Genomic DNA, 14,938 nt, shown 5'->3' on the forward strand with positions numbered 1-14,938 from the left:
CGTCGGCATCGTCGCACGGAAGCGCTCAGTCTTCCCAGGATACGTTGGTCAGCACGTTCGAGGGGATGGGCTCGTTCTCCCAAAGACCCTTCAGCTTCTTGTCCCAGACGCCGAGCTTCGGCATGACGAAGAGGAAGAGGGCCGGCACATCCTCGGCAAGAATGGTCTGCGCCTCTCCATAGAGCTTGTTTTGCTCGGCGGGATCGGCGGTGAGCTGGATCTTCTTCATCAGCTCGTCGAAGGCCGGGTTCTTATAGTTGAAGTAATAGGGGTCGCGCGAATAGATATCGATATCCAGCGGCTCGGCATGGGCAACGATGGTCATGTCGTAGTTGCGGCCGCTGAAGACGTCCTGCACCCATTTCGCCGGGAATTCCGTCGGCTCGATGTTCATCGTCACGCCGATATCGGCAAACATCGCCTGCATCACCTGCGCGCTGCGCGGGGCATAGGCCATCTGCGGCGTCTTGATGGTGAAGCTGAAGCCATTTGGATAGCCGGCTTCGGAAAGCAGCGCCTTGGCCTTGGCAGGATCGTAGGGCAGCGTGCTGGTCAGGTCCTTGTAGCCGGGGTCGTTCGGGGTGTAGTGGCTGCCGATCGCGGTGCCGAAACCGGACCACGCGCCGTCGATGATCGTCTTGCGGTCGAGCGCCATCATCAGCGCCTGGCGCACGCGCTTGTCGTCGAAGGGCTTGCGGGTGTTGTTCATGCCGGCCACGACCTTCAGCTCGGTATTGCCGACCTTGGTCATCAGCCTGGGGTCGCCGTCGAAGGAGCTCATCAGCTCGGGCGCGGCAAACTCCGGAAAGGCATCGACATCGCCGGCCTTGAGCGCCGCGGCCTCGGCCTGCGGGTCGGAAATGAAGCGGAATGTCACCTTGTCGAGCTTCACGTCGACCGACTTGTTCCAGTAGTCCGGGTTCTTGACCAGATCGACATGGTCGCCCTTGGCCCAGGCGGAGAATTTGAAGGGACCGGTGCCAACGGGCGTCGTCTTGTCATTGGCGGAGGATTTTGGTCCGACCATGACGGAAGAGGGCCAGCCGAGCCAGTAGAGCAGGCTGCCGGTCGGCGAGGACAGATGCAGGATCAGCGTTTCGGGATCCGGCGTGTCTATCGAAGCGATGGTCGAAAAGAAGCGCTTCTGCGGATTGACGGAATCGCTGCCTCGGGCGCGATCGAGCGCGAACTTGGCGGCAGCCGAATCGAAAGTCTCGCCATCGTGGAATTTCACGCCGCTTTGCAGCTTGAACGTATAGGTCAGGCCGTCAGGCGAAATCTCCCAGCTCTTTGCGAGCTGCGGCACGATCTTGCCGCTTTCGTCGATGGCAACTAGCCCTTCGAAGATGTTCTGCCAGGTAACTTGTCCGATCGCGACGGGAGCGGCGATCGTCGGATCGAGGCCCGTCGGCTCGACGCTCATGCCGAGGTTGAGTGTCGTCTTTGCTGCCTCGGCCTGTGTCAGGCCCATCATCAGCAGCCCGGCGGAAAGTGCGGCGCCACAGGCAAGCCGGCGCGCGACATCGCTAAGGCTCTGGCGTGAAAACTTGGTCATCTCAGTTCCCTTGCTTTTGCCCGGAAGCCCGGTTTCCCTCCGGCTTGCGGTCTTTCGATGGATAGTGTCATCTCGCAGGCGCACACACAATTCTGAAAATTTGTGCTAGTGCGGTCGGATGCCCGGAGGCCCGGCGAAACGGTCCCGCCATGCAGGCTGCGCGCCTTCGACCGGCAACGCCGCCGCCTCAAAGACGCCGCGGGCGATCGCCCGCGCCATGACGATGGCGGCGAGGTGGCAGAGCTCCATGAAACCAGGCATATCGTCGCGAGCGCGCCTGCCGGTGGAGGCGGCAAACACGGTATCGCCGTCGAGCGGCAGATGCGTCGGCAGCAGGGCGCGGGCAAAGCCGTCATGGGCTGAGATGGACAGGCGATGCGCTTCCGCCTTTGTCAGCCGGGCATCGGTGACGATGGCGCCGATGGTCGTGGCGGTGATGTTGGTGCCCTTCAGCCGCAGGCGTGAATCGATGGTCTCAGGCATGCCGAGACCGCCGAATTCGCCACCCTTCTCGAACGGCGCCGCCCAGAAATGCGGGCCGTCGCCGATGGTGGCGGAGCCGAGGGCATTGACGGCGACGATGGCGGCGATCTTGTATCCCTTGCTGCTGGTAGCGCTGGCCGAGCCAAGTCCGCCCTTGACCGTCGCCGTGGTGGCGCCCGTTCCGGCGCCGACCGAGCCGAGCGCGAATGGGCCCTTGCCGGTCGCCTTGAAGGCGGCATAGCCGAGATCGCGATAGGGCGAATGCAAGCCCCAGTCCTTGTTGCCGCCATTGATGAGGTCGAAGAGGATTGCTTGCGGCACGATCGGCACCAGCGCATTGCCGACCTTGAGGCCTCGGCCGATTTCCCTCAAGCCGGCCTGCACTCCTCCTGCGGCGTCTAGCCCGAAGGCTGAGCCACCCGAGAGAACGAGGCCATCCACCACGCCGACCGTCATTGCTGGATCGAGCAGCGCCGTATCGCGCCCGCCCGGTGCGCCGCCGAGAACGGTGCAGGATGCGACCGCCGGTTCATCGAAAATGATGGCGGTGACGCCGGAGCCGAGCGCAAGATCGGTGGAGTGCCCGACGGCGACGCCTTCGACATCGGTCAGGAGATTGAGATAATCAGCCAATGAAAAATCCTTCGCCGTTTGCAACGCGAGGTCGTCATGGCGATAGGACCGTAAAGAGGATCAAAAGACAAGGTGGGTGTGTTCGGGAGGAGTGCTGTGCGGACCGGCACTTGTGGTTCGAGGCTCCGGCTTTCAGCCCGCGTGCCTCACCTTGGGGGAGGAGAGAATGCAGCGAGAAACAGCGAAAAGTCTATGCACCGGCTTGATGCGAGAGACCAGCCCTCGTGGTCAAGAGGCCTGTAGGGCGTTTCGAACCAGGAGGGCGGGTGATTTTGTCGGGCAGGCGTAGAGGCGAGCCGATCCATCAAACATGGATCGGCTTTGCCTGCTGGCGGGAGAGGAGATCGCGGATCGCAAGCCTTACTTCGTCCGCGTTTCTGAAATGCTGCTCGTCCAGATCATGGACGTGATATTTGACAGCGATGAACTTGAGCCGATCCTGATCCGGAACGACGATGCCGACGGGAACGCCGGCGTACTCGATAACTTGCTTCTTCATAAATAGACTCCCTCTGCGCACGCACGGCGCAGACATGGCGAATTGACTGTTTGATTCCGGTAGGGAGGACGAACGTCACATTCGACAGCACGGGCGGGAGAGCGCGCCCGAACGGTCATTGCCAAGCACGGACCGCCCAAGGATCGAAGCGATGACTTCAGTATTCAGCATGTCACTTCCTCATCTGGCGTTGTACTTGACGGGGCTCCAACAACGGAGCACCGCGATCCGGTGCACTATTATCCACTACTTTAGTAGATAATAGCAATTGCATCTTCAGAAACATATTCCGAAAGATGTCAAAATGTCGACGATCGGGAAAATAAAATTCCGAGCCTGGCGGGTTGCGGGGAAGGCTGTGTTAAATGCCTTCACGTTGCTATCCGTGTCGGAACGGCTCGCCGATCACCGACAGACAGATAGGAACTGGCGCGAGATTCGACAATCCCGCAACGGCATTTAAATTCCCTCGCCGCTAAATCACCTCAATGGTTAACGGCGCAGCGAGGGCATCAAAATCCGTCCTCAAGCGCTCTTTCCAGGGCTTTCACGAAGAAATCGGCGCTTTCGGGCGCAAGGCACAGCGGCGGCTTGATCTTCAACACATTCAGGTGATCGCCGGTCGGCTGCATGATGACCCCGAGATCGAGCAGGCGTTCGCAGATCGCGGCCGTTTCTTCGGTCGCCGGCGTCAGCGCCTCGCGGTCGCGAACGAATTCCACGCCGAGATAAAGTCCCGTGCCGTGCACGGCGCCGATCAGCGCGAAGCGATCCATCAGGGCGATCAGCCCTGCCTTCAGCTGGTCGCCGACGGCCCGGGCGTTTTCCTGCAGATTCTCGTCCTTGAGGATATCGAGAACGGTCAGGCCGACGACGCAGCTGACCGGGCTGCCGCCGGCCGACGAGAAGAAATAGCCTTCCTTTTCCAGCGACTCGGCGATCTCGCGGCGGGTGATGACGGCGCCGAGCGGATGGCCATTGCCCATGCCCTTGGCAATGGTGATGATGTCGGGCATCACCCCTTGCGTTTCGAAGCCCCAGAAGTGTTCGCCCAGCCGTCCGTAGCCAACCTGCACTTCGTCGGCGATGCAAAGGCCGCCGCGCTGATGGACGGCATCGTAAACGCCGGCAAGATAGCCATGCGGCAGCGCGATGCCGCCGGCATTGCCGTAGACCGGTTCGGCGATGAAGCCGGCAAGCCCGCCGCCTTTCTCGTCGATGGCTTGCAATTTGGCGGTGACGTCGTTGAGATAGTCAGGCCCCGAATCCGGACCTCGGAACGGGCCGCGATAGGTATTGGGCGAGAGGACCGGATGCACCCAGTCCGGCCGTGTCGTCAGCGCCTGCGGGTTGTCGGCAATCGACGTGGAGACGGCATCGCTCGCGACAGTCCAGCCGTGATAGGCCTCCAGCAGGCACAGCATGTTCCTTTTGCCGCTATGGGCCCAGGCAAGGCGGATGGCGAGATCATTGGCCTCCGAGCCGCTGTTGACGAGGAAGACGCTGTCCAGCCCTTCCGGCGCCAGCATCGCCAGCCGTTCGGAAAATTCAGCGACGGCGGCGTAGTGGAAGCGGGAATTGGTGTTGAGCCTCGACCATTGCTGCGCGATCGCCGCCGTCAGCCGCGGATGGGCATGGCCGAGCGTGGTGACGTTGTTGACCATGTCGAGGTAGCAGCGGCCCTGCATGTCGAACAGGAATTCGCGCCAGCCGCGCTCGATCTGCGGCGGCAGCTCATAATAGTGCTTCTGCGGTTTGGCGAAGCGGGCATTGCGCAGGGAAAGAAGCGCTGACGCATCCGGTCTCGGCGCCTCGCATGCCGGATTGAGGAGAGAGGCGGGCGAGGGCGAGACAACCGACCAGCCGTCCGCCTGATCTGCCGTCGCAAAGAGCGGCGGCACGAGGTTTGGCACGCGGCAAAGCTGCACGCGCAATCCTCCGATCGCCGAGCCTTCGCTGCCGATCGTGCCTATTGTCGCACCTTGCTCGATGGCTGCTCCGTCCTCGAGCGCGCTTTCGATACCGTCCAGATGAAGGCTTACGTCCTCGCCGGCCAGCACGAAATGCTGGCCCTCCCTTTGCAGCAGGCCGGCGAAGGGCGCGGCGACGGTGGCTCCGGCCGGCAGGCAGACATCGCAATGAAGGGCGAAATTCTGTGGCGGCGCCATGGTGAGCGGGGCGGCGAGGGACAGGCGGAATTCGCCGTAACGGGTTGCCGCGGCGCCTGACGTCATTGCCGTCTGGGCAAGCAGCCGCCAGTCCATGTCGGGCTTCTGCCAGTTGCCGTCGATGAAGTCGTGTCCGGTGACCGAGAGATCGACGGCCGCGATCTGCGAGGGGTCGAGGTCAGGCAGCAGCGGCGACCAGCCTTCGGGCGTGATCGGCGCGACGTCGAAGCCGATCGTCCGCAGGATCGCCGCGTCCATCACGTCCGGCTGCGCGCCGGTCGCGACATCGAAAATCTCGCGCTCGAACTCGAGATTGCCGCGCACATAGTCGTTGTCCGGATCGATGGCGAGCTGCTGCTCGCCGCTGGCGGCAAGGATGACCGCGCGCGCGACGATCAGCGGCCACAGCGCCTTGGCCTCCACCTCCTGCAGCGGATAGACCGCATGATAGGCCTTGATGGCGGGAAGAATGTAGAAGGGGTTGCCCTCCGCGTGGTGCAGCAGCGAGGCGCAGGTCACGGCAAGGTCGCCGACGAGCCACCCCTGGATGATGTCGCCGAAATCGATGACGCCGTCCGGCACGAGCTGGCCATGGGCGTCGGGATGGCTGACGACATTGTCGTCGGTAACGTCGTGATGCACCGGCTGCACGCGCAAATCGGCCGCGAGCGGCTGGATGCGCTTGACGGCCGCGACCATTGCCTTGGCGATGCGGTCGCGCGCTTCGTGGTCCGTTATGGCCGACAGGAGCTGCACGGCGACCGGTCCTGCCCGGCGCAGGTCCCATTGCAGGTTCCGGTGGAGGCCGGGATGGTCGAAATCGGCAAGGTCGCGGGCAAGCCTGGCCGAAAGCGCGCCGAGCCCGGCGACTGAAGCCGGCGGCAGATGCTTGCAGCGCGTCAGCGTCTGGCCAGGAAGGAAGCCGAGCAGCCGCACGAGATAGTCCCGCTCGCGGAGAGTGACGCTGAGGATGTCGCGGCCGTTCAGCGCCGGCACCACCTCGGGCACGCGCGGGGCATCGGGTTTGTCCTGCAGATGGCGAATGGCGGCGTTCTGCGCCTCGAGCTCCACCAGCTCGTATTCGGCATGGCAAATCTTCAGCACATAGGCATTGTCGCCGGCGTCGACGCGGTAGTTGCGATCCTGCTGGCTGCCGAGCTCTGTCAACGTTCCGCTCAGGCCGTAATGCGTCTGCAGGATTTCGGCCGCCTCCTCCGGCGTCACGTCCGGTCTCGGCAGTTGCATACGATTTGCAAGCGTGGCGTCGGCCATGGCATCCCCCGGATGGTTCATTTGCATCGACACTAAACCATTCCATCCTAAAGAAAATTACCCAAAACAGATAGGGTGATCGAGCGATGAGGAGGAAGATAGGCCACAGAATGCAGCCGGCTAGGCGTGATCTCTTATTCGACCTCGATCGAATAACTGCAACCGGCGAGGGTCTTGCCCGGGTGGTCGTCAACGGTCGAGACGTTGAGCGAGATGCGCGTGTGCAGCACGGTGTCGGAATTTTCCTGCTGGTCCTTGATCGACAGGATTTCCTTTTCGCCGAGGAACTTGTTCGGCAGATCGACCGAAGCCGTCACGCCGAGCTGCTTGGCAAGCGGATGCGGATCGGGCTCATCGAGCACGGCGAGCGGCCCGGTGGAGGCAAAGACGATCCTGCTCGTCTGCCGTCCGAAGACCGTGACCGGCGCTGAAAGCTGGAATTCCCGCAGGAAGGGATTGTTTGACGGCAGCTCGCTGATGCCGAACCGCTTCATGGCGGTAACACTCTCCGGCCCCGTCAGCCACATGGCGAAATCGTTGTAGCTCGGCACGTCGTAGGTCGTGCATTCGATCAGCTTGGCGAGATCGATCCGAGAGGGGTCCTGTTCCGCGGTCGTGGCAAAAGATGCCGGCGCAGACAGCAGGAACGCCGCCAGCGCCAGCGTTCCGTGGCGATAGAATGACATAATCTCTCCTTCAGCTCCGCGCGATTCGATAGCTTCAGTATCAAATCGCGCTTCGGAGCGAAAAGAAAAGAGAGCCGGCCGCAATAGCGCGACGACGTCTCAGCCCATGCGTTCGGATGCGTATGATCCGGGGCTAGCCGGGAAGACGACGGTGCGGTTGCCGTTGAGGAAGGTGCGGAAGTGGATATGCGCATGGATGGCGCGCGCCAGCACCTGGCTCTCCACATCGCGGCCGATCGAGACATAGTCGTCGGCAGACTGCGCATGCGTGATGCGCGCCGTGTCCTGCTCGATGATCGGACCCTCGTCCAGATCGGCGGTGACGTAGTGCGCCGTCGCCCCGATCAGCTTCACCCCGCGCTCATAGGCCTGCTTGTAGGGGTTGGCCCCCTTGAAGGACGGCAGGAAGGAATGGTGGATGTTGATGATGCGGCCCGACATCTTCCGGCACAGCGCATCCGACAGCACCTGCATGTAGCGCGCCAGCACGACGAGCTCGGTGCCGGTCTGGTCGACGATGTCGAGCAGCTGCGCTTCGGCCTGCGGCTTGTTGTCCTTCGTCACCTTGATGTGGTGGAAGGGGATGTCGTGGTTGACGACCACCTTCTGGTATTCGAAATGGTTGGAGACGACGCCGACGATGTCGATCGGCAGCGCGCCGATCTTCCAGCGGTAGAGCAGGTCGTTGAGGCAGTGGCCGAAGCGCGAGACCATCAGCAGCACCTTCATGCGCTTCTTGGCATCGTGGATCTCCGCATCCATGGCAAACTTCTCGGCGATCGGCTTGAAGCCTTCCACCAGCGCCGCCTCGCCAACCCCTTCCTCGGAGATGAAGGAGACGCGCATGAAGAACTTGCCGGTGTCGAGATCGTCGAACTGGCTGGAATCGACGATGTTGCAGCCCTGATCCGCCAGATAGTTCGATATCGCCGCAACGATCCCGCGCGTCGACTGGCACGTCACTGTCAATACATAGCTCGTCATGTCTCTTCTTTCTTATACCGAGGACGCCGCCTGCTTAGATGAAATCCGAGGTCTGGGAAATACCCTCCCCCCAGCCATGTTTCGACGGATATTTAGGCAGGATGGCGAGGAAAAAGCCGTTCCCATTGCGCCTTCGGACGGCGCATCCCCGCCTCAGCTGCTGGTGGCCAGGGCGAGCTTTTGCGGTTGCTTCGCCTGCGTGCCCTCGTGGAATTTCAGGAAGCCGACCAGAAGCCAGACCAGCCCGGCGGTCTTCATGGAGAAGATGGCGGTGGAGCCGATCATCAGGTTCAGGAACAGGAAGAGGGAAAGCGCATGGCCGAGACGCCGCTGGTTGACCGTCTCGCCGCCCGGATAGAGGGAGGCGTAAAGCCAGAACAGGATCAGCCCGAAGATGGTGGCGCCATAGATGATGTAGACGTATCCGCTGTCGAAGAAAATGCCGACCTGGTCGAGCTGCAGGCCGATGGTGCTTTGCAGGTCCATGCCGAGGAAAGCCTTCACCGTGCCGTTGATGCGCCCGACGAAATTATCGCCGGTGACGGTCGGCTTGAGGGCATGAATGACGAAGCCGACGACGATGATCACGGGCATGGTCAGAAGGTCCAGCGCCTTCGGAAGCCAGGGATAGATGAAATAGCCCGCGACGCAGATGAGGCTGAAGATCAGCATCGTGCGGGTGTCGTTCGTGAGCAGGATCAGCACGACCGTCGAGAAGAACAGCAACCGGTCCAACAATCCCAGCCGATTGGAAAAACTGATCAGATACAGCACCATCACGCCGCAGAAATTGGCGAGAGACACCTGTTCCAGGAAGATCGAGGACGACCGGTGGTCGATCAAGCCAAAGGAAAACCGCCCCTCGAAGCCGAGCGCGCCGCGGAACAGCCCGAGATCGCTATACGTGGCCGGCGGCACGCCGCGCGTGTTCTGGAAATACTCGGCCGGATGGAACAGCGCGACATATTCCTTCACCGACACGATTTCGCAGATGAGCACGGCAAGCACGATAATGCAGGAAATCTTGAAGGTGAGCTTGACCGTGCGCTCGTTGGATAGCCGCCCCATGATCGAAAAGGCGAAGATGATCATGACGTTGCGGAGATGGTCGATATAGGCCTGCTTGTTGATGGCAATGACGAAGATCGTCAGCACGATCGTCAGCAGCAGGTAAAAGAGAGGCGCGATATCCTCCTCGTAGATCCCCTTCGTCAGGAGATAGCTGAAACTTGCGATCTGGAGCACCACTTCGCACAGCACGACGGCGTTGGGCGTCAGCGGCGTGATATTGTGGTTGATGAAAGCAAGGATGCAGTTATAGCAGACCGCCAGCAGCGAAATCGTGAGAATGACGAAATTGATCGGCTGCTTTTCGCCTGAACTTTGCATTGGATATCCGGGGTCGTGGCGTCTTCTCTGGCCGCGCCAGCATATCAGCCCGATGATTCGCGACAAAGAGCCGGCTGGCCGTCACTAGTCATTTCGCGGACTTGACCAGCGCGCACGATGGCGCCAGCGCCACTTTTCGGCTCAGGCCCTCGGCCAGGACCTTCATCTGGGGTTTGTCGCGGCCGTTGTGCGGCTGGACGTTGAGCGGCTCCTCCGGCGGCCACCAGTCGCCGGCCGCCCAGTAGCTCCAGCCGAGCCAGACGTCGCTGTTGGCGTTCATGATGCCGAGAACCTGCTTCAGCCCATCAAGGCAGCCGTCATTGGCGGCGACGCCGAACTCGCCCAGAAATCCGCGCTTCCCGTTCTTGCGCAGCCAGTCCGTGACGTCGTTCAGGCCCTTCTTTGCGCTGTCGGTGCCATCGCAGACTGGATGGGTGCCCGAGCTGTCCGCATCGAGGTACTGGTGGAACTCGAAGGCGTAGAAATCGATCGGATCCTTGACGCCGAGCATGACCGTTCCGTTCGCGCCGCCGCCAAGAGCGTCGGCGGACCAGCTATGCGCGCCCGTCCAGTTCGTGCCGGGCACGAGAATGAGATTGCGCGCGCCGACGGTCCGGATGCTGCGAATGGCGGTATTGGCGAGCTCCAGCCAATCGGGGGCCTTGATATCGTGCGGCTCGTTCATCAGGCCGAAGGCAACGCCCTTGCGATTGGAGAACTCGACCGCGAGCCGCGCCCAGAAATCACCGAAGGCCAGATCCGTCGCCGGAGCCTGCTTGAGCTGGATCTTGTCGTAATAGCCGTAATTGTGGGGATCGAGGACGACGGCCATCCCATGCTTCTGGATGAGATCGACGGCATCCTTCAGCCGCTGCAGTTCGTCGCCGTTCAGGGGCTGGCCGAGCGTGGGTTGCAGCCGCTCCCAGCGGAAAGGCAGGCGGATGACGTTCATGCCCTTTTCGGCAAAATAACGCACCGTCGCTTCCGAGGGGTAGGTGTAGTTCACGTTGACCGCGCCGTCGCGCTCGCCATATTCCGCACCGGAGAGATTGACGCCGCGGTAGCACAGCTGCGGCGCTGCAAGGCCGCTTTCCGCCTGCGCCGTGAAAGCAAGCATGGCTGCTGCGGCCAGCAGGCGCCGTAACACCGTCTTCCTCTGTGCTGTCATCGCTGCTTCCCGTGTTCCGTGCGGATATCCGCTTCTCATAGGGATCATGGTGTTGAGCAATGATGAAGAGGCAGGTCGTGCCGGCCGCCATATCGCGATTTCCTTGGAGCGTCCTTAATGTTCCGTTAGCCAAAAATTTCTAAACTCAAGGTATCTGCTGCGTGGAATCCGCCTACGAAGCATTGAAAGTCTGACATGAGCTCAATGGAACGAAGCAAGAGATCGGACCAACTTGCGAGTTGGCACGGTGCCGAGCCGTCTGACGCGCGGCGCGACGGCATGCGCCCGCGCAGTCCGATCTTGCGTCCGCGCGATTTCGTCGACGCAGCCGAGCCAGTCACAGCCGCCGCCGAGCAGCCCAAGACGCCCGCCCCTGACCTTCCGGGACCTGAAGACGCCGCAGGCAGAGCCGAGCCTGAAGACGCCGCAATCGCGCAAACCGCAGCCGAGCCGGTCGTGATCGCCGCTGCCCCGGCCGTGCAGCCGGCGGCTGTTGCCGCGACGAATGCCGCGGCGCAATCGGCACCGATGCCGGCTGCGAACATGCCGCTGCTCGATGTTCGCTCCGCCATTCGCTCGATTTGGGCAAAGAAGCTCGTGGTTATCGTATTGGCCGGCATCGGCGCCGCGCTGGGTGGCGCGGTCATCCCGCTGATACCGCAGAAATTCACGGCCGAAACGAGCCTTTATTTCGACCCCCGTCCCATCGGCGGCCCCGATTCTTCCCAGCAGGCTCCAACGGCGCCGGAGTTGATCACCACGATGATCGACAGCCAGACGCAGATCCTGTCTTCCGGCAAGGTGCTGGGCCGTGTCGTCGATGCGTTGAAGCTCGATCAGGATCCGCAGTTTGACGGCGGCGCCAGCGGCGAGGCGGCGAAATACATCGCGACGGCTGCCTTGGCAAAAGCCGTGCTGATCGCGCGCGAGTCCAGCACCTATGTCGTGACGGCGAAGGTGACGACCGGCGACCCGCAGAAATCTGCTCGGATCGCCAATCAGATCGTAACCTCTTTCATCGAAGAGGAAAGCAAGGCGGCTGCAAACAGCTATAGAAGCAGCAACACAGCGCTGGACTCCCGCCTCGAAGATCTGCGCCAGCAGGTGCTTGCCGCCGAAAAGGCCGTCGAGACCTACCGCGCCGATAACGACATGGTGGCTGTCGAAGGCAATCTGATCTCCGACAAGCGCCTGACTGCGTTGAACGACTTGCTGGTCACCGCCCAACAGAAGACGATCGAGGCGAGAGCCCGGGCCGAGGCGGCCGGCAAACTCAGTTTCGAGGATGTGGTGTCCAACACCTCCTCGTCCGGAACGACGTCGACGGCATTGAGCAGCCTGCGGCAGCAATATGCGACGCTGGCAGCCAATGTCGGCAGCCTTCAAAGCCAGCTCGGCGCCCGCCATCCGCGCCTGCTTGCGGCCAAATCCTCATTGGAAAGCCTTGCCGCGGAAATCCGCGCCGAGTTGCAGCGGCAGATGACCTCGGCCCGCGCCGACTATGAGCAGGCGCAGCGGGCCGAGCAGGATATCGCCAAGGAGCTGTCGGTGCAGAAGGCCTCGCAGGTCAACACCTCAGGCAAGCTTGTCGGTCTGAACGAGCTGCAGCGCCAGGCGACTGCCACCCGCGATATCTACGAATCGCTGCTGAAGCGATCCGGACAGGCCAGCGATGCGCAGGATCTGTCGCAGAGCAATATTCGCGTGATTTCCGAGGCGGAACCCCCGCTGAAGGCGGATGGGCCGAGCCGGAAGGTGATGATGGTGGCCGGCCTGATTGCCGGCGCGATCTTCGGCGCCGGTCTCGGCATGGCCTTCGCCATTCTTTTCGGCCTGTTTCGGCACCCTGTCATCCGCAGCTATTTCGGCAGGTGATCCCTTTTCCATTTTTCGCGCCGTCGGCTTCTTAGCATCGATGATGCAGATGCAATTGTGCGCCGACTGTTCTAGATGTAAATCGGCGCTGGGAATAATTGAAACATGCTAATGAAAGCGCAATGCGGTCATCATACGCCGGTGGTGCATCGTGAGACATTCTATGCGAAAGAAGCGCTGTGCTGTCGCGCGCTCCGACGCCGGAGGGAATTGAGCGATGGTGCCTGCGGATAAACTCGTTCTGCCGTTCCTGGCGCTGCCGCGGCCGACCAAGCGCGTGCTGGCGCTCCTGGTCGATGCCAGCCTGTGCGTGCTCACGGTCTGGTTCGCCTATTGCCTGCGCCTCGATGACTGGGTCATTCTCGAAGGCGTCGAATGGCTGCCGGCCATCGTTTCTCTTCTGCTTGCCATACCGATCTTCATCGTCCTTGGTCTTTACCGCGCCATTTTCCGGTATGCGGGCCTTTCGGCGTTCGTGACCGTTGTCAAGGCGGTGGCGATCTACGCTCTCGCCTTCATGACGATCTTCACCGCGATCAGCGTGCCGGGCGTGCCGCGCACGGTCGGCATATTGCAGCCATTGCTGTTGCTGATCGCCATCGGCCTGTCGCGCATGTGGACGCGGTACTGGCTCGGCAATGCCTATCAACGGCTCCTGAACCGCAATCAGCTCGCCAAGGTTCTGATCTACGGCGCCGGGGCGTCCGGGCGGCAGCTTGCGGGTGCGCTTGCCAACAGCGCCGAGCTGAATGTCGTCGGCTATCTCGATGATGACCGCAACCTGCATGGCAGCATCATGGGCGGCCTGCCGATCTACGACCCGACCGATCTGCCCGCGCTCGCCGTCTCGGGCGATATCAGGGACGTGCTGCTGGCCTTGCCGAATGCCACGCGACAGAGACGCAACGAAATCCTCGAAAACATGCGCAAGGCCCGCGTCACCGTGCGCACCATGCCGGATCTGACGGCGCTCGCCCAGGGGCGCGTCGCGGTCTCGGATCTGCGCGAACTGGATATCGAAGATCTGCTCGGCCGCAATGTGATCGCGCCCGACCGTGACCTGATCGAGAAGAACATTCGCGGCAAGGTGGTCATGGTCACCGGCGCCGGTGGCTCGATCGGCGGCGAGCTCTGCCGCCAGATCCTGAAGAACGGTCCGTCTTCGCTCCTGTTGGTCGAGCAGAGCGAATTCGCTCTCTATGCCATTCATGGCGAGCTGGAGAAACTGGCAGCGTCCGCAGGCTATGCCGAAGTGCGCATCATCCCCTTCCTCGCCTCCGTCAGGGATGGGCAGCGCATCAGGCAGATCATGGAGGCATGGCGGCCGAAGACCGTCTATCACGCCGCCGCCTACAAGCATGTGCCGCTCGTCGAGTACAATCCCGTCGAAGGCATCCGCAACAATGTGCTGGGAACGCTGATAACGGCTGAAGCCGCCCGCGATTGCGGCGTCGAGAATTTCGTCCTCATCAGCACGGACAAAGCCGTGCGGCCGACCAACATCATGGGGGCGAGCAAGCGGCTGGCGGAAATGGTGCTGCAGGCCATGGATGCCGACCGCAGATCGGGTGCCGACAGCACCAATTTCGCCATGGTCCGTTTCGGCAACGTGCTTGGCTCTTCCGGCTCCGTCGTGCCGCTGTTCCGCCAGCAGATTCGCGACGGCGGGCCGATCACGCTGACGCATCCCGACATTACCCGCTATTTCATGACCATCCCCGAGGCATCGCAGCTCGTGATCCAGGCCGGTGCCATGTCCGGTGGCGGCGATGTCTTCCTGCTCGATATGGGCGAGCCGGTGCTCATCGCCGATCTCGCCCGCCGCATGGTGGAACTGTCCGGACTGACGGTGCGCGACGAGGACGAGCCGGATGGCGATATCGAGCTGGAAATCACCGGCCTGAGGCCCGGCGAAAAGCTCTACGAGGAGTTGCTGATCGGCGACAATCCGCAGACGACGGGCCATCCGCGCATCATGCAGGCCAAGGAGGATTTCCTGCCCTGGCCGGAGCTGTCGAACCGGCTTGCCGCGCTGGATGCGGCGCTGGACGAGAACGATATCCCCGAGGCCAGGATCCTGCTGCAGAAGCTGGTCTCCGGCTATGAGCCGAGCAGCGAAGTAGTCGACCTTGTCTATCGCGAGCGCGAGCACGACCTGACGGTCGATCAGCCGAGCCTCGACAATGTCGCGCAGCTATAGGATGTAGTCCCGGAAAATCGGTCCGC

At 62.0% G+C, this 14,938-nt stretch carries 10 protein-coding genes; 2 read left to right on the forward strand and 8 right to left on the reverse strand.

What is annotated here, in order from left to right:
* Window positions 1-25 precede the first annotated feature (25 nt).
* From ACQZ6J_RS07005 to ACQZ6J_RS07040, 8 genes are all read right to left on the reverse strand, one after another.
* Window positions 26-1,555, reverse strand: coding sequence for an ABC transporter substrate-binding protein (locus ACQZ6J_RS07005; RefSeq protein WP_449082976.1), 1,530 nt, complete (start codon window positions 1,553-1,555; stop codon window positions 26-28).
* A gap of 105 nt (window positions 1,556-1,660) precedes the next feature.
* Window positions 1,661-2,671 carry a P1 family peptidase gene (locus tag ACQZ6J_RS07010; protein ID WP_449082978.1) on the reverse strand — a complete coding sequence of 337 codons (1,011 nt, stop codon included), beginning with the start codon at window positions 2,669-2,671 and terminating at the stop codon, window positions 1,661-1,663.
* A 304-nt stretch (window positions 2,672-2,975) separates the two neighbouring features.
* Window positions 2,976-3,170 carry a hypothetical protein gene (locus ACQZ6J_RS07015; RefSeq protein WP_034489296.1) on the reverse strand — a complete coding sequence of 65 codons (195 nt, stop codon included), beginning with the start codon at window positions 3,168-3,170 and terminating at the stop codon, window positions 2,976-2,978.
* Between the two features lie 512 nt (window positions 3,171-3,682).
* A complete protein-coding gene (locus tag ACQZ6J_RS07020; RefSeq protein WP_449082980.1) occupies window positions 3,683-6,610 on the reverse strand; it encodes an aminotransferase in 2,928 nt (975 codons plus the stop codon).
* Window positions 6,611-6,744: 134 nt separating this feature from the next.
* Entirely contained in the window at window positions 6,745-7,296 is a 552-nt protein-coding gene (locus ACQZ6J_RS07025) for a hypothetical protein (protein WP_449082982.1), read from the reverse strand.
* 99 nt (window positions 7,297-7,395) lie between these two features.
* Window positions 7,396-8,280: a formyltetrahydrofolate deformylase gene (gene purU / locus ACQZ6J_RS07030; protein ID WP_163985039.1), complete on the reverse strand. Its 885-nt coding sequence runs from the start codon at window positions 8,278-8,280 to the stop codon at window positions 7,396-7,398.
* 153 nt (window positions 8,281-8,433) lie between these two features.
* Window positions 8,434-9,669, reverse strand: coding sequence for a hypothetical protein (locus ACQZ6J_RS07035; protein WP_163985038.1), 1,236 nt, complete (start codon window positions 9,667-9,669; stop codon window positions 8,434-8,436).
* 88 nt (window positions 9,670-9,757) lie between these two features.
* Entirely contained in the window at window positions 9,758-10,837 is a 1,080-nt protein-coding gene (locus ACQZ6J_RS07040) for a glycoside hydrolase family 5 protein (protein ID WP_449082985.1), read from the reverse strand.
* Between the two features lie 195 nt (window positions 10,838-11,032).
* Between ACQZ6J_RS07040 and ACQZ6J_RS07045 the strand changes: the two genes are divergently transcribed.
* Both ACQZ6J_RS07045 and ACQZ6J_RS07050 read left to right on the forward strand, forming a co-directional pair.
* Window positions 11,033-12,712, forward strand: coding sequence for a GumC family protein (locus ACQZ6J_RS07045; protein WP_449082987.1), 1,680 nt, complete (start codon window positions 11,033-11,035; stop codon window positions 12,710-12,712).
* Window positions 12,713-12,929: 217 nt separating this feature from the next.
* Window positions 12,930-14,912: a polysaccharide biosynthesis protein gene (locus ACQZ6J_RS07050; RefSeq protein WP_163985035.1), complete on the forward strand. Its 1,983-nt coding sequence runs from the start codon at window positions 12,930-12,932 to the stop codon at window positions 14,910-14,912.
* Window positions 14,913-14,938: the final 26 nt, after the last annotated feature.

It is taken from the genome of Rhizobium sp. A37_96, from assembly GCF_053521765.1.

Coding starts and splice junctions, on each gene's coding strand:
- ACQZ6J_RS07025 (WP_449082982.1), bottom strand. CDS start 7,296: ATGTCATTCTATCGCCACGGAACGCTGGCGCTGGCGGCGTTCCTGCTG.
- ACQZ6J_RS07005 (WP_449082976.1), bottom strand. CDS start 1,555: ATGACCAAGTTTTCACGCCAGAGCCTTAGCGATGTCGCGCGCCGGCTT.
- ACQZ6J_RS07040 (WP_449082985.1), bottom strand. CDS start 10,837: ATGACAGCACAGAGGAAGACGGTGTTACGGCGCCTGCTGGCCGCAGCA.
- ACQZ6J_RS07050 (WP_163985035.1), top strand. CDS start 12,930: ATGGTGCCTGCGGATAAACTCGTTCTGCCGTTCCTGGCGCTGCCGCGG.
- ACQZ6J_RS07045 (WP_449082987.1), top strand. CDS start 11,033: ATGAGCTCAATGGAACGAAGCAAGAGATCGGACCAACTTGCGAGTTGG.
- purU (WP_163985039.1), bottom strand. CDS start 8,280: ATGACGAGCTATGTATTGACAGTGACGTGCCAGTCGACGCGCGGGATC.
- ACQZ6J_RS07035 (WP_163985038.1), bottom strand. CDS start 9,669: ATGCAAAGTTCAGGCGAAAAGCAGCCGATCAATTTCGTCATTCTCACG.
- ACQZ6J_RS07015 (WP_034489296.1), bottom strand. CDS start 3,170: ATGAAGAAGCAAGTTATCGAGTACGCCGGCGTTCCCGTCGGCATCGTC.
- ACQZ6J_RS07020 (WP_449082980.1), bottom strand. CDS start 6,610: ATGGCCGACGCCACGCTTGCAAATCGTATGCAACTGCCGAGACCGGAC.